Below are 14,656 nucleotides of genomic sequence, written 5' to 3' on the forward strand. Positions count from 1 at the left end.
ATAAATATTCCATAATAATTCTTAATAAGTTCTTATTTTAAGTTTTTGTTTCCCATAAATGTTAGTCCTATCATTCCTTGACCAGTGTGAGTTCCAATTATTGGACCTATAGTACTAATAATAATATCTTTTACGAGTTCCTTTTCTCTAATAATATTAGCAAGATACTCAGCTCTTTCTAAGCTATCTGCATGACCTATGATAATAGTTTGTTCCTTCAGGTTTATACCATCTTCTAGCATCTTATCTAGTAATTTCTCCAAGGATTTTTTTTCTCCTCTTACTTTAGATACATTTACTAACTTTCCCTCATAGTCAACACTCAATACAGGCTTTATCTTTAAGGTTGTCCCAATAATTGCTTCCACTGAAGAAATCCTTCCACCTCGTTTTAAGTGATGTAAATCTTCAACTGTAAACCAGTGACAAGTATTATTTCTATGTTCTTCTATCCACTTCACCAATTCCTCAATGGATAAGCCTTCTTCTTTTTTCATTGCAGCATTATATACTAGAAGCCCTTCCCCAACTGAAGCTGAAAGAGAGTCAACTGATATAATTTTTCTTTCAGGGTATTCCTCTTTAAGATCTTGTATCACTAATTGAGAGTTATTATATGTTCCACTAAGTCCTGAAGAAAACGCTATATATAAAATATCCTTTCCTTCCTTCAGTAGCTTTTCAAAGCACTCTCTATAAGTAAAATAATTTATCTGTGTTGTAACAGAAGTATCACCATTTTTTAGTCTCTCGTAAAACTCATGGCTTGTCATTTCTCTCTCATCAGGATAGTGTGTATAGGTTTTATTTTCCATATCAAAGGCCATAGGTATAATGCCTATATTTATTTTCTCTATATTATCAAGAGGTAAATCTACCGTTGAATCTGTAATAATAACATAATCTTTCATATATTCTCCTCCTTTATAATTCATTTTTTCCATACTATATTCGCCTAAAATACTATTTTAACATTTTTTAAGCCTAATGTATATGAATAGATTTCTCAATTTGTTCATATAGTAACTAATTTTCTTGTGTTTAATCTATATAAAGCTTATCTATATTAAATTATACTCATAGGTAAGCTCTATATGTTCCTTTTCCACTTCAATTAAAGCTTGGAAAACTCTTTTTACATTTTCATCGCATACTTCATTCTTATATCTTTCATAATAGTAAACAGCATGCTCTTCTCTTTCCTTTGCCAATTTCAAAAGTGCTTCGTCACTATCATACTTGTCATAGTTTATTTTAGTCAAAGCAGGTGTTTTAGTAAAACCTCCTAATCCCATATGAACCTTTGAATGAAAAATTTCTATTTTTGATAAAGCCTGAAAAGCCTTAGAAACTTCTTCACTCTTTGCTTTTTTAGCTGCTTCTTTATAAAACTCTCCATTAAATATTTCAAGCTTAACGGCATGGTCTAAAATTCTTAATGTGTTTATATCTAGCTTCTTACTATCTACTTCAATAACTTCATCATCACCACTTAAATAAATACTGCTTACTCCACAGAACGGACAGTATACTATGTTACTTATAGAATTTTTATTTATAAAAGCAAATGAATTAAAATCATAATTCTTTTCATTAATATTCATTCCACATATTTTACACTTCATATTAATTCCTCCTAAACTCAATATACATTTTACCATATATTCAAAATGTTTAAAAATAAAAAACCTTTAAAACATGTTAAATTAATTTTAATATGTCAAAGGTTTTTTATTAATATTTTTAATTTTATCTATATAGAAAAATATATCTTCAATTTCTTTTATTATGTATATTGAATATTATTCTTCATCACAAGCATGATCTAGCATATCTAAAACATAGTTAGGGAGAGCAAAAGATCCCACATGTAAGTCTGTATTATAATACTTAGTCTTTAACCCTAAAGAGTTCCATGCCTCAGCATTTAAATCTTTTACTGGATCATACTTTTTAGATGCGAATCCAAATAACCAATGTCCTGATGAGTAAGTTGGAATATGAACTTGATACACTTTCCCTATTGGGAAGGATTCTTTTATACGCTTATGAGCTCTCTTCATAGAACTAGCATACATTTCATAATAAGGACTTTCATGTTGATTTACTAAAATTCCTTCTTCATTTAATGCATCGTAACAATCTCTATAGAATTCTTTTGTAAATAAGCCCTCTCCAGGTCCTATTGGATCAGTAGAATCTACTATTATTAAATCATAGTAATTTTTCCTATTTTTTACAAATTTAATACCATCTTCAAAGTATAAGTTTACTCTTTCATCCTTTAGTTTACTTGATGTTATAGGAAAATACTCTAAACATACATCAACTACTTTTTTATCGATTTCAACCATGTCTATTTCTTTTATTGTATTATATCTTGTTAGTTCTCTGATTGTTCCACCATCTCCAGCTCCTATAACTAAAACTTTTTCAATCTTAGGATTTGTAGCCATAGGAACATGAACTATCATATCATGATAAATAAATTCATCCTTTTCTGTTATCATAACTATTCCATCTAAAGTGAAAAATCTTCCGAATTCCTTTGTCTCAAATACATCTATTCTTTGAAAATCACTTTTCCCAGCATATATTTGCTTGTCAACCTTTATTGAAAACCTAACAGTCTCTGAGTGATTCTCAGTATACCATAACTCCATTTTTCATCCTCCTAGTTAATATAATATTATTCATTATAAACATTCTTACCACTAAATATTTCTATCATTTCTTTTCTAAGTGCATTACTTATATTAAGTCTTTCTCTTGGTAAAAATTCATGAGTATCTTTTTTAAATAGGTAGTTCTGTAAATCAATTTCCTTTATAAGCATTTTAGTATGAAATATATTTGTTTGATACATATTTATATCCATAGCATCATACTTTTGCAAAGTCTTATCATCAATATAATCTTGAATTGATTTAATTGGTGTATCTATAAAACACTTTTTACCATTAATGTCACGAGTGAATCCTCGAACACGGTAATCAATGGTAATTATATCAGAGTCAAAACTGCTAATTAGATAATCTAATGCATTTAGCGGAGAAATTTGTCCACAAGTAGATACGTCTATATCTACTCGAAAGGTTGCTATAGAATTATCTGGATGATATTCAGGATAAGTATGTACCGTTACATGACTCTTATCCAAATGTGCAACAACAGTCTCCTTAGTTTTTAAAATATATTTACCACTATTACATGATTCATCTATTACCCCATCCCCTAAAGGTTCCTCAGAAATTAATATGGTTACACTTGCACCTTGAGGATCATAGTCCTGCTTGGATATGTTTAACACATGAGCACCAATAATATCAGTAACATCGCATAATATTTTAGTTAATCTTTCTGAATTGTATTGCTCATCAATATAATCTACATACTCCTTTTGTTCTCTTTCACCCTTTGCATAGCAAATGTCATAGATGTTAAAACTTAGTGTCTTAGTAAGATTATTAAAGCCATATAATTTGATTTTATTCTCCATTCTTTTATATACACCTTTCCTTTAGATGAAATTCACTGAGTAAATTTTATTAGGAGTTGTTGAATTTGTCAATAAAAATTTAAAATATAATTATTATATTTTGTTATATGTGAAACCTTATCTATAATTTCAATGTATATACTATAAATATATCTTATAATTCTTATATTATATAAAACATTTATCTATTACTTATTTCTTATAGACTTCTTCTGATTTTGATTATTTAAATTACAGCAATCCATTTTTCTCTTCCCATATAGTTCCTCATTTTGTTTTGCAATCTTATCTAAAAAGCTATTAACCGATTTCTTTATTCTAGTAAACATGCTATCCCTCCATAATAATTATTTATTAGATTATACCAATAACTTATGTGTTTTTAATGGAGTTTTTAATTAAAATATTTTTCATAAAGTTTATGCTCTATCTTAAATAATTTATTAAATATCACTCTAAAATTATACTACGTAACATTTTATTAAGTCATCACCATCTTTATTTTTATCAGTACTTAATATTTTTTCAAGACCTTCTATGACAAAATACTCATTATCCTGTTGTCTTACCATAACTTGAGTATTACTTAACATCATAGGTTCTTTTGAACATCTATTAATTTGATCTATTGAAACATTTTTAAGTAACTGGCTTTTGGGAATTTCTCTTATATCCATAAATACCTCTCCTTTTAACATGCACAATATTGCACGAAACTAAATATATTTTGAGTTCTAACATATAGTATAAACAAATTAAAATATTTTATTTGATATTGACCTAGGTCCTTAAATTTAATTATGCATCTACATAATACTAAGTTTCTATTACATATTATACATATTATTGAGAAAAAAATTTATCCTTTTATTAAATAACTTTTGTATAAAATAAGAAGGAATACAGCTTATTCCATATTCCTTCTCTTATAATCTTTATTCAAATTTGAAAGTATTTATTATTTCTTTTAGTTTTTCAGACATATGTTGTAACTCATTAGCATGACCCGTAAGCTCCTCTGAAATTCCTGTTACCTCTTCTGTTGAAGCAGTAACCTCTTCTGAAGACGCCGCAGTCTCTTGTGATATAGATGATATATTTTCTATCTGAGTTACTACATTATCCTTCTTTTTATTAATAACTACTATATATTCACTAATTTCAGTAACTTTACTTATTAAATCTTGCACTCCTGCCATTATATCGTTAAATACAGCCTTTGCTTCGTCTACTACACCATCTTGTTCCTCTACAATTTTTTCAGTATCCTTAATAGCCACAACAGCAATGTTAGTCTTAGTTTTTATATCATCCACTATCTTCTTAATTTCCATAGTAGAATCCTTTGATTGCTCTGCTAGCTTTCTAATTTCTTCTGCTACTACTGCAAAACCTCGACCAGCTTCACCAGCTCTAGCTGCTTCAATAGATGCATTAAGAGAAAGTAAGTTAGTTTGTTCTGTAATCTGAGAAATAGTATCTGATACTGAATTTATTTTTCCTGTACTTTCATCCATATCTATAACTAACTCTGAAACCTTATTAGTGGAAACCCTTGTATCATTAGACTTTTCTATCAATGTATCTACCATGGTCAATCCTCTGTTGCTTAGGTGATTAGCATTTTCATATACCGCACCCATAGCTTCTGTAGCTTCATTTAATAATTTTAAGTTCTCTGATAATTCAATTATAGCTGTGGCTCCGTCTTGAGCACTATTAGCTTGTTCAATGGCTCCACCAGACACATCTTCTATAGCTCTTGCTACTTCACTGATAGAAGCACTAGTTTCCTCGGCTATAGCAGATAAATTTGATGAAGTTTCTAAAACTATATTAGAAGACTTGTTAACGCTTTTAATTAATGATGATATGTTTTCTATCATTCCATTGAAATTTTCACCTAAGTCTTTAAATTCATCTCTTGACTTTATATTAACATTAACCCTTAAATCTCCATCTTTAACTTTGTTAAAAGCCGTCAATAATCTATTAATATTCTTTGATATAGAATTACTAAATATTAAAGATACTGCTATAGCTATTATAGCTATTACTCCTGAGGTTAGTATAATTATATTTAGAATATTTTGTGTATCCTTTAATAGTTCTTTCTCATCCAAAGATGCTACTATTTTCCAGCCTGTTAATTGACTTGTAGTGTAAACTGCAAACTTCTTTTCCCCATTAAAATCATATTCAGTAAATCCTTCTTTATTTGAGCTTATGTCACTCCAAACAGAAAGCTTAGCAGCTTCATCAGTACCTATGATTTCTTTATTAGGATGTGCTACTAAATTACCATTTGAATCAGATACATACATGTACCCTTCGTTTCCTACCTTAATCTCAGATAATCCATCAGAAAGATTTTTTAAACTTACATTAACTCCTACAACTCCAACTACATTGCTATTTTTTTCTATAGTCTTAGCTACAGTTACTACATTTTCACCAGTAGTTGCACTTTTATATGGTGAAGTTATCACTATTTGACCTTTATTTTCCATAGCCAGTTTATACCATGGTCTAGATTTATAGTCATAATTAGCGTCAGTATTTGCTTCTGGGTAAATATGAAATTTCCCCTTTTCTGTTCCCATAAATACATTTAGAATATCTTCATCCGAATTTTTAACATCTGTCATTAATAGTTTAGCAAATTTAAAGTATTCTTCTTTATCTTCCGTTTCCACAATATTTATATTATTAGATAGTAGCTCTATAGACTTAGACATGCCGATAAAATAGTTATCTATTCCTCTATTCACCTCTAAAATTGTTTGTCTGCTTGTAGTTTCAAGCTTATCGCTTAAAATTGATTTTGATTGTGAGTATATAGTTATTCCCATTCCGGAAACTGGTACTAAACAAATCAGTAAAAGTATAACTATAAGTTTGACTCTAATGCTCTGTAATTTAAATTTCTTAAGCTTATTAAGTTTCTTATGTTTCATATTTTTTCCTCCTAAGTGTATAATTTTTTTAATTTATATATTTTTGTAATTTATATACTTATTATTAATAATGATTAAATTACTTAAAAATCTATAATATTTAATCTATAAAAATATTTCTTTAATCCTTTCTTTAAATTTAATTACAAAATATATTATAAAACTTACTATTATATACTCGAGTACATCTTATTTATCTTTATAAATAATTTAATTATATTTTTATTGAATATAGGTATTTTTAATAATAAAAAAGAAGCAAAATTTCTCTCACTTCTTAAATCAATCAACATATTCTTGGGATTAATTCTCCTTGTAGCATTCCCAAAACCTTAGTTCCTCCAATGTAAGTTTTTAAATATAATTTACTTTTGCCATCATCTAGTACCTTACCAATAATAGCGCCTTCTCTTCCTAAAGGATTTGATTTAATTACATTTAAAACCCTATGAGCATCTTTATTACTTACAATACAAATTAACTTGCCTTCATTAGCCATATAAAGAGGATCAAATCCTAAAAGATCACAAAAATTCCTTACATCCTCTCTTATAGGTATATCTTTTTGCCATATTTCCATAGACTTTCCACTAGTGCTCACTAACTCCTTTAAAGTGTTAGCTAACCCTCCTCTAGTTGGATCTCGCATTACTCTAATTTCATTGCTAGTATCCATTATAGCTTTTGTTAGTTCATTAAGAGCAGCACAATCACTCTTTAAACCTGACTCTATATCTAAATTTTCTCTTTCATTTATAATAGATGTGCCATGATCTCCAATAGTACCACTTATAATTATTGCATCTCCTTCTTTTATCTCCTTTATGTTTAACTGATAATTATTTTTTTCTATATATCCTATTCCTGTTGTATTAATATAAATTTTATGACCTTTTCCTCTTTGTACAACCTTAGTATCTCCTGTTACTATTTTAACTCCTATTTTATTAGCAGTATCAGCCATAGATTTTACTATTTTCTCTAAATCTTTAATTTCTAATCCTTCTTCAAGAATAAAACCAGCAGATATATATATGGGAGTTGAACCACTTACGCACAAATCATTCACAGTACCACAAATACTCAGTTTCCCTATATCTCCACCCTTAAAAAACAGAGGATCTACCACAAAACTATCTGTAGTTACTGCTATTTTCCCCTTAATCATATCTAATATAGCTGAATCCCCTTGTTCCTTTAATATATCATTATTAAAATACCTTAGAAATACATTCTTTATTAATTTATACGTTTCCTCTCCTCCACTCCCATGGGCTAATGTTATAACTTCCATAGCTCCTCCTAATATTAAACTTCAAAATAATTTAAATATGCATATAATTAAACTTGTTACCTTATTCTATGTTAAACTTATAAGCTACAATTCTTTTGTACTGTATACAATACCACAACTTCCTTCTTTAGATACCATGCATGGACCAATTGGAGTCCTTGGTGTACACATCTTTCCAAAAGCATTACAATCCATAGGACTTTTTATTCCCCTTAATATATCTCCACAAATACACTGATTATTTTTATTTACAATTTTATTTTTTAAAGAAAATTTATTTCTAGCATCAAAGTAGCTATATTCCTCTCTTAGTTTATATCCTGTACCGTCTATTTCTCCAAAACCCCTCCAAAAACTAGATGAAGTTTCAAAGACCTGATTTAATATCTCTTGTGCTTTTCTATTTCCTTCTGGATAAACAAAACCTTTATATAAATTTTCACATCCGTAATTACCTCTCTCTTTTTTATATATGATATAAAGTATCCCAACTAATATATCTATAGCCTTGAAGCCGCATATAGCCATAGGAGTTTTATACTCATTAGATAATCTCTCAAAGGGTCTGCAACCAATTATTGTTGCTACATGTCCTGGACATATAAATCCATGAATTTTAACTTCTTCATCTAAAATTAGGGTAGACATAACCTTAGGCATAGCCTTTAGAGAATTCAAAATAAAAAAGTTATTTACATTTTTCTCTAGTGCTTCTTTTATTGTAAGAGCTATTATAGGTGCTGTAGTTTCAAAGCCTATAGCTAAAAAAACTATAATCTTATCTCTATTATTTATTGCTATCTTCAAAGCATCTAATGGGGAATATACAACTTCTACCTTTCTTCCTTTAGCCATCTGTTCTCTTAATGAGCTACAACTCCCTGGAACTTTAATCATGTCGCCAAAGGTAGTTATTATTACATCTTTTTTCTCACTTAACTCTATGGCATGATCTATATAGCTCTCATCTGTTACACAAACAGGACATCCTGGTCCTGATAACAACCTAATATTAGGTGGTAACAGCTTATCAATACCTGAATTATAAATACTTCGTGTATGTGTACCACAAACCTCCATTATATTTATGTTTTCCTTACACCTTTCCTTTATGTTTTTTAATAGTTTAATTGCCAAATTAATTTCCCTTGAATTTCCTTCATCTCTATAAAACATACTAAAAGTCTCCCATTAACTCCTTAAATATTATTAAAGTCTCCATAGCCTCTTTTTCTTCTATTTTTTCAATGGCACAACCAACATGAACCAAAACATATTCTCCAACAACTAAATTTTCTATTAGACTAGTATTAATTTTTTTTCTTAAACTCCCAAATTCAACTAAGGAATTACCTTCACATATTTCTAATACCTTTCCTGGAATGGCTACACACATATTAATTCTCCTTACATAACTCATTTCCAATAACTATCTGACCTATAGACAATCCCCCATCATTGCAAGGTATTAATCTATGGGTTATAACTTGAAATCCACTGTCCTTCAACGACGTCTCAATTCCTTCTAATAAAATAGAGTTTTGAAATACACCTCCACTTAAAGCTACCTTATTTATGCTATATTCTTCTCTTAACTTAATACAAATTTTATTTGAAAAATCTATTATAGTATTATGAAATTTTAGGGCTATACACCCTTTATCAATGTTATTATTTAAATCCTTTATAATGCCTCTAATTATATTATTTATATTTATAATATAAGTCAGGCTACCACTTATTTCCCATTGATATATATTCTCACACCTTTTTATATAATCATAATTATTAGTACCCTTTAAAGAATCAATGAAATCTTCTGCTAAGCTTTCAACATACATAGCAGCCTCTCCTTCATAGGATACTTCTTTGTTAAAATTTAAAAGACTGGCAATTCCATCAAATAGTCTTCCCATACTAGAAGTTAGTGGACAATTAAAATTCTTTCTTAGCATGTTAATAATTATCCTTGATTCCATACCATAAAAATATTTACAAGCAGCTTCTTCAATCTCCTCTTCCTTTAAAACTCCAAACAAAAGAGATAGTCCAATTCTCCATGGAAATTTTACTGCTCTATCCCTTCCAGGCAAAGGAATATATTTTAAGTGTGCTCCCCTAATAAAGTTCTTTTTATCACATATTAAAAACTCTCCTCCCCAAAGGTTTCCATCTTCTCCATATCCCACTCCATCAAAGGCTATCCCTATAACTTTATCCTTTTCTTTATTTTCTATCATGCAGCTCACTATGTGACTATGATGATGATAAACACCTAAAGTTTTCACCTTGTTTTTATCTAAATAATTCTTACTCCAATAATTAGGATGCATATCATGAATAATTGTATTCGGTTCAACTTTAAAAATATTCTTCATGTGCTTTAACACTCTATTAAATCTTAAATAATTCTCTTCTCCCTCCATGTCTCCAATATAAGGACTTGTAAAAATACAATCTCCACTTCCAAGAGAAAATGAATTTTTAAATTGAGATCCTAAGGCTAGGATATTTTCTTTGAATATATACTTATTATAGTAAGGGGCATAACCTCTACCAGCCCTTATAACCCTACCGTAACCACCAATTACTTGAACTACAGAATCATCAACGGGCATATTAATTTCTCTATTATGAATAAAAAAATAATCTACTATTTCCATAAGATTGTCTATAGCCTCTATATCCTCATATCTTATTGGCATAGTACTTAGATTCCCGCTAGTAAAAACTAAAATATCTATGTTGTTACCAAATATTAAATAATGAAGGGGAGAATAGGGTAATACTACTCCTAGTCTTTTATTATTAAAAGAAATATTAGTTGGTAGTTTATTGTTCTTTTTCTTTAAAAGCAATATAGGTTTCTTATTTCCTGTTAAAATTTCTTTTTCTTCATTATTTACATAACAATATTTTTCTACTACATTTATATCTTTCATCATAAGGGCTAATGCCTTATCTGGTCTATGTTTTCTAAGCCTTAGTTTTTCTATAGCTAGTTCATTATTTCCATCACAAACAAGATTAAAACCACCTATGCCCTTAACTCCAATTATTTTTCCTTCCCTTAAATACTTTCTCACACTTTCAAATTTATCGCTAGATTTTATAGGGCTCCCCTTATTATCTAAGAGGATTACTCTTGGACCACAAGAGGAACAACAGGTAGGCTCTGCATGAAATCTTCTATCATTAAGATTTTCATATTCTTTCTTACATTTGTCACACATAATAAAATTATCCATAGAAGTATATTCTCTATCATAGGGAGTATTTTTTATTATTGAAAATCGAGGACCACAATTTGTACAATTTATAAAAGGATATAAATATCTTCTTGGATTATTACTATCCCCTAGCTCTTTTTCACACTCCTTACATGTAGCTATATCTGGAGAAATTAAAGTCCTCCCCTTCTCTTCGGTACTTTCTACTATGAGAAACTCCTTATAATCCTTTAGGCTTTTTTTATTCTCAACTACTACTTCTTCAATACTACTTAACTCAGGTGCCCTTTCCTTAAGGTTAGTTAAAAAATTATCTATACCTACTTCAGCTCCTTGAATTTCCATAACCACTCCCTTACTTGTATTATTCACCCAACCTGATAGTTGATTTTCTAAAGCTATTCTATATACAAAAGGTCTAAATCCTACGCCTTGAACTGTCCCTTTAACTATAATTCCTTTTCTAATCACTTTATTCTCCTTCTATTCTGTAGAGTAAAATTTCATAACCTGAAGTTATTTCATTACTTATCTGATTACAAATAGGACACTTTCTATTTGTAGTCTTTAAAGGAAATTCCTTATGACAATTATTACAATATGCCTTACTTAATAACTTTTCTATAATAAGTTTTGCACCCTCACAATAACTCCCTGAACTCATTTCTTTAAAAATAAAATCAATGGAGGAATTATCTATACAAGAAAATTCTCCTATTTGTAAAAATACTTTTGATACCTTAGTTATATTATTTTTAATACACTGTTTCTCAACCATATCTATAACGTAACTAATTATTGAAATTTCATGCATTTATATCACCAATTATCCTTTTAATTTCCCTAAATACTTTTTTAGTAATTTCAGAAAATTTATCCTTTAAAGTATTAGATAACTCTAAGGAATAATTCACCTTTTCCACTTCAATACCAACTAAATATCCAGCAATTTCTCTATATTCTTCTCTTAAAACCCTCAAAAGATTTTCACTATGCATATCTCTGCAAGGGTTAATAAATTTATCACATTCCTTTAAATTTAAGACTGAAACTCTGCCAGGTTCAATTCCAAAGTAGGTACTGTCTACCAGAATAACAGTATCTTCCTTATTAATTTCATTTAAATAATATATATAATCAATTCCAACTATTAATACCTTAACTTCTTTGCTATAGCTTTCCAGTTGGGCCCCTATGAACTCCATTACCTTTACTCCTATACCATCATCACCCAAAATAATATTTCCTATGGCAAAAATCTTTATCATAGTATATTTATTGTTATAGGCTCATATTTATCACTGGTTACATGTGCGGCACAGTTTAAACATGGATCAAAGCTTCTTACTATACGTCCTATTTCTACTGGATGGACCATATCTTTTATTTCCGTTCCTATCAACGCTTCTTCCACTGGCCCTTTTATTCCCCTATTATCAGTAGGTGATAAATTCCAAGATGAAGGTGGTATTAAAGTATAGTGGTGTACTAACTTATTCTTAATAGACAACCAATGTCCTAGGGATCCTCTCTCTGCTTCTATTAATCCAACGCCTCTTGATTCCTCAGGTATTTCCCATTGCTCTTGATAAGCCTTTTTTAGCTTTAATAAATCTATTAATCCCTCTATAGCTTCACAAAGTCTCTTCGCCTCTATTGATTTAGCAATTATTCTATCCATAATAGATACTCCTCCACTATAGTCACCACTTAAAGTCATTCTAGCTAGTGCCCCAACCTCCATAGGATTCCCCTTATATCTAGGTGCATTAACCCAACTATATGCTTCTGGTTTATAAGGATTATAGGTGATTTTATTGTCTTCTCCTGGTATTAAAGTTTGCAAATCTGATTCTACCCAAGTTTTAGAAATATCTTCTGCTATATTGCTAGACTGAAATTCTTCTCTAATTCCATTTATCATTACTCCAGTTGATACCATTTTAATTGGATGCAAGTAATTGTCATACAATCCATAACTCATAAAATTCTTATATCCATCACCAATTTTAAAATAATCTTCATAAGTGGCTGCTATAGTATATACATCCGGTATAAGCTTATCTACAATAAAACTTTTTATTACTTTTATACTATATTTAATGTTTTCTATTTGTGGTATATCAATATTGGTAGTTGTGCCACCTACAAAAATGCCATGACAATGAGGAACTTTTCCAGCTAATTCAGCTACAGCTCTATGTGCTTCTCTACTATACCTTACTGCTCCTAAGTAATCTTCATTTATTCTTTTTGTATCCTCTCTAGATAACCTGTAATCAGCAGCTTTAGCACTTTCCGTTTTATACAACGGATTTATATGAACTATATCTACATAATCTGGAAATACGAAAAAATATATGTGCCTCAAATAATTCTGCAAAAATTCAAATCCGTTAGCAATATCTCTAACTACTTTTCCATTAAAATCAGGTGTAACTTTCATTGCATCTTCTAGACATAAAGTAGCAGCTACAGCATGATGGGTAGAACAAATTCCACATACCCTTGGAGCCAGTCTTATAATATCTAAGGGATATCTACCTTTAAACATCTCCTCAAATCCCCTAAACTGACTTCCACTACTTTTTGCATCTATAATCTTATTATTAACTACATTTACTTCTATATTTAAAAGTCCACTTACCCTAGTCAATGGATCAATTACTATCTTAGTCATAATTAAACTCCTCCATATTTTACAAAAGGCTCTGTTCCATCTGGAAATCTAGGTCCTGCACAGCCTATACAATTAGTATTATCCCCGATAGGCCAATTATCAGTGCCATTCCATCGACTTACAGGACAATATGCATGGGTTATTGGACCTCTGCACCCTAGAGAAAATAAACATTCTGGATCTCCAAATTTCTTAGCAAATATCCCATTATCAAAAAACCTTCTTCTTGGACAATTGTCATGAATTGTCTCTCCATAATAAGCCTTTGGTCTTCCATCACTATCAACTTCTGGCATACCATAGGATGTAATATAACCCAAAATTCCCATAGTCCAAACAGGATTTGCAGGACAACCTGGTATTCTAATAATGTCATCTCTTTTTAAAAACTCTGATATGCTAACTCCATTAGATATATTAGGTCTTGCTGCAGTAGGTCCTCCATAACAAGCACATGTTCCCACAGAAATAATATATTTAGCGTTTTTAGCTATAGTTTCTACCGCCTCCATTGCTGTTATTTTTCTTCCATTATAGGTAGCAACAGTAGTAAATAGACCATTATCTCTTAATGGTACTGCGCCACAAACTAAAAATATATATTCAGTATCCAAAATTTCAAATATTCTCTCATAGCTTTCTTGTCCCTCATCTCCATTTATACTGCCAAAGAAAATCATATTAACAAATTCCTTTAGCATATATATAACATCTGGTTCATCTCCATTTAACAGAGAAATTACTTCTCCAAAACACCCTGATATCTCTAACCATATAGCATTGACTCTCCCTTTTTTACCTTGCTGTACTTCTTCTATAGCTCTTTTTGCATAGGAGATAGCCAATTCTTCTTTATTTCTTAGAAAATTACACATAATTATTCCTCTTTTAAATTACTACTATAATAATAGTTTTTTAGTATAAATTTTATGCAATAGTTACTAAATTAATTTTATTTTCATATTGACATACTTAAGATTCTACTGTAGTATTAAT

The 14,656-nt window shown here is 29.7% G+C and carries 15 protein-coding genes; all 15 read right to left on the reverse strand.

The window, feature by feature from the left end; translation table 11 throughout:
- Window positions 1-32 precede the first annotated feature (32 nt).
- The 15 genes from B2P65_RS09135 to B2P65_RS09205 all read right to left on the reverse strand — a co-directional run bounded on the left by B2P65_RS09135 (window position 33) and on the right by B2P65_RS09205 (window position 14,535).
- On the reverse strand, window positions 33-911 hold the full coding sequence (locus B2P65_RS09135; protein ID WP_346846495.1) for a DegV family protein: 879 nt from the start codon (window positions 909-911) through the stop codon (window positions 33-35).
- A 150-nt stretch (window positions 912-1,061) separates the two neighbouring features.
- Entirely contained in the window at window positions 1,062-1,625 is a 564-nt protein-coding gene (locus tag B2P65_RS09140) for a ferritin family protein (protein ID WP_346846494.1), read from the reverse strand.
- 177 nt (window positions 1,626-1,802) lie between these two features.
- Window positions 1,803-2,663, reverse strand: coding sequence for a polyamine aminopropyltransferase (gene speE / locus B2P65_RS09145; protein ID WP_346846493.1), 861 nt, complete (start codon window positions 2,661-2,663; stop codon window positions 1,803-1,805).
- 26 nt (window positions 2,664-2,689) lie between these two features.
- Window positions 2,690-3,499: an adenosylmethionine decarboxylase gene (speD, locus tag B2P65_RS09150; RefSeq protein ID WP_035134951.1), complete on the reverse strand. Its 810-nt coding sequence runs from the start codon at window positions 3,497-3,499 to the stop codon at window positions 2,690-2,692.
- Between the two features lie 188 nt (window positions 3,500-3,687).
- Window positions 3,688-3,828 (reverse strand): LDCC motif putative metal-binding protein, encoded by a 141-nt coding sequence (locus tag B2P65_RS09155; RefSeq protein ID WP_156964382.1) that lies wholly within the window; start codon window positions 3,826-3,828, stop codon window positions 3,688-3,690.
- A 132-nt stretch (window positions 3,829-3,960) separates the two neighbouring features.
- A complete protein-coding gene (locus B2P65_RS09160; protein ID WP_346876985.1) occupies window positions 3,961-4,176 on the reverse strand; it encodes a hypothetical protein in 216 nt (71 codons plus the stop codon).
- Between the two features lie 258 nt (window positions 4,177-4,434).
- A complete protein-coding gene (locus B2P65_RS09165) occupies window positions 4,435-6,456 on the reverse strand; it encodes a methyl-accepting chemotaxis protein (RefSeq protein ID WP_346879217.1) in 2,022 nt (673 codons plus the stop codon).
- A gap of 286 nt (window positions 6,457-6,742) precedes the next feature.
- Entirely contained in the window at window positions 6,743-7,750 is a 1,008-nt protein-coding gene (gene hypE / locus B2P65_RS09170) for a hydrogenase expression/formation protein HypE (protein WP_346876987.1), read from the reverse strand.
- Between the two features lie 84 nt (window positions 7,751-7,834).
- Window positions 7,835-8,926, reverse strand: a complete 1,092-nt coding sequence (hypD, locus tag B2P65_RS09175; protein ID WP_346876988.1) for a hydrogenase formation protein HypD — start codon at window positions 8,924-8,926, stop codon at window positions 7,835-7,837.
- A 1-nt stretch (window position 8,927) separates the two neighbouring features.
- Window positions 8,928-9,146, reverse strand: coding sequence for a HypC/HybG/HupF family hydrogenase formation chaperone (locus B2P65_RS09180; protein ID WP_346846488.1), 219 nt, complete (start codon window positions 9,144-9,146; stop codon window positions 8,928-8,930).
- Window position 9,147: 1 nt separating this feature from the next.
- The gene (gene hypF, locus B2P65_RS09185) at window positions 9,148-11,451 is read right to left on the reverse strand and encodes a carbamoyltransferase HypF (protein WP_346880032.1); all 2,304 of its coding nucleotides are present in this window, start codon (window positions 11,449-11,451) and stop codon (window positions 9,148-9,150) included.
- 1 nt (window position 11,452) lies between these two features.
- Window positions 11,453-11,794, reverse strand: a complete 342-nt coding sequence (gene hypA, locus B2P65_RS09190; RefSeq protein WP_346880033.1) for a hydrogenase maturation nickel metallochaperone HypA — start codon at window positions 11,792-11,794, stop codon at window positions 11,453-11,455.
- Complete coding sequence (locus B2P65_RS09195) at window positions 11,787-12,248, reverse strand: hydrogenase maturation protease (RefSeq protein WP_346846485.1); 462 nt, start codon at window positions 12,246-12,248, stop codon at window positions 11,787-11,789. Before B2P65_RS09195 ends, hypA begins: the two co-directional genes overlap by 8 nt.
- On the reverse strand, window positions 12,245-13,660 hold the full coding sequence (locus B2P65_RS09200) for a nickel-dependent hydrogenase large subunit (RefSeq protein WP_346846484.1): 1,416 nt from the start codon (window positions 13,658-13,660) through the stop codon (window positions 12,245-12,247). The genes B2P65_RS09195 and B2P65_RS09200 overlap by 4 nt, the downstream gene beginning before the upstream one ends.
- A 2-nt stretch (window positions 13,661-13,662) precedes the next feature.
- On the reverse strand, window positions 13,663-14,535 hold the full coding sequence (locus tag B2P65_RS09205; RefSeq protein WP_346880034.1) for a hydrogenase small subunit: 873 nt from the start codon (window positions 14,533-14,535) through the stop codon (window positions 13,663-13,665).
- Window positions 14,536-14,656: the final 121 nt, after the last annotated feature.

This window comes from Clostridium sp. UBA3061 (assembly GCF_002367465.1).
GTDB lineage: Bacteria > Bacillota > Clostridia > Clostridiales > Clostridiaceae > Clostridium_J > Clostridium_J sulfidigenes.

Excerpts from the sequence above, each read along its gene's own strand:
- B2P65_RS09135 (WP_346846495.1), bottom strand. The coding sequence starts at position 911 with ATGAAAGATTATGTTATTATTACAGATTCAACGGTAGATTTACCTCTT.
- B2P65_RS09140 (WP_346846494.1), bottom strand. The coding sequence starts at position 1,625 with ATGAAGTGTAAAATATGTGGAATGAATATTAATGAAAAGAATTATGAT.
- speE (WP_346846493.1), bottom strand. The coding sequence starts at position 2,663 with ATGGAGTTATGGTATACTGAGAATCACTCAGAGACTGTTAGGTTTTCA.
- speD (WP_035134951.1), bottom strand. The coding sequence starts at position 3,499 with ATGGAGAATAAAATCAAATTATATGGCTTTAATAATCTTACTAAGACA.
- B2P65_RS09155 (WP_156964382.1), bottom strand. The coding sequence starts at position 3,828 with ATGTTTACTAGAATAAAGAAATCGGTTAATAGCTTTTTAGATAAGATT.
- B2P65_RS09160 (WP_346876985.1), bottom strand. The coding sequence starts at position 4,176 with ATGGATATAAGAGAAATTCCCAAAAGCCAGTTACTTAAAAATGTTTCA.
- B2P65_RS09165 (WP_346879217.1), bottom strand. The coding sequence starts at position 6,456 with ATGAAACATAAGAAACTTAATAAGCTTAAGAAATTTAAATTACAGAGC.
- hypE (WP_346876987.1), bottom strand. The coding sequence starts at position 7,750 with ATGGAAGTTATAACATTAGCCCATGGGAGTGGAGGAGAGGAAACGTAT.
- hypD (WP_346876988.1), bottom strand. The coding sequence starts at position 8,926 with ATGTTTTATAGAGATGAAGGAAATTCAAGGGAAATTAATTTGGCAATT.
- B2P65_RS09180 (WP_346846488.1), bottom strand. The coding sequence starts at position 9,146 with ATGTGTGTAGCCATTCCAGGAAAGGTATTAGAAATATGTGAAGGTAAT.
- hypA (WP_346880033.1), bottom strand. The coding sequence starts at position 11,794 with ATGCATGAAATTTCAATAATTAGTTACGTTATAGATATGGTTGAGAAA.
- B2P65_RS09195 (WP_346846485.1), bottom strand. The coding sequence starts at position 12,248 with ATGATAAAGATTTTTGCCATAGGAAATATTATTTTGGGTGATGATGGT.
- B2P65_RS09200 (WP_346846484.1), bottom strand. The coding sequence starts at position 13,660 with ATGACTAAGATAGTAATTGATCCATTGACTAGGGTAAGTGGACTTTTA.
- B2P65_RS09205 (WP_346880034.1), bottom strand. The coding sequence starts at position 14,535 with ATGTGTAATTTTCTAAGAAATAAAGAAGAATTGGCTATCTCCTATGCA.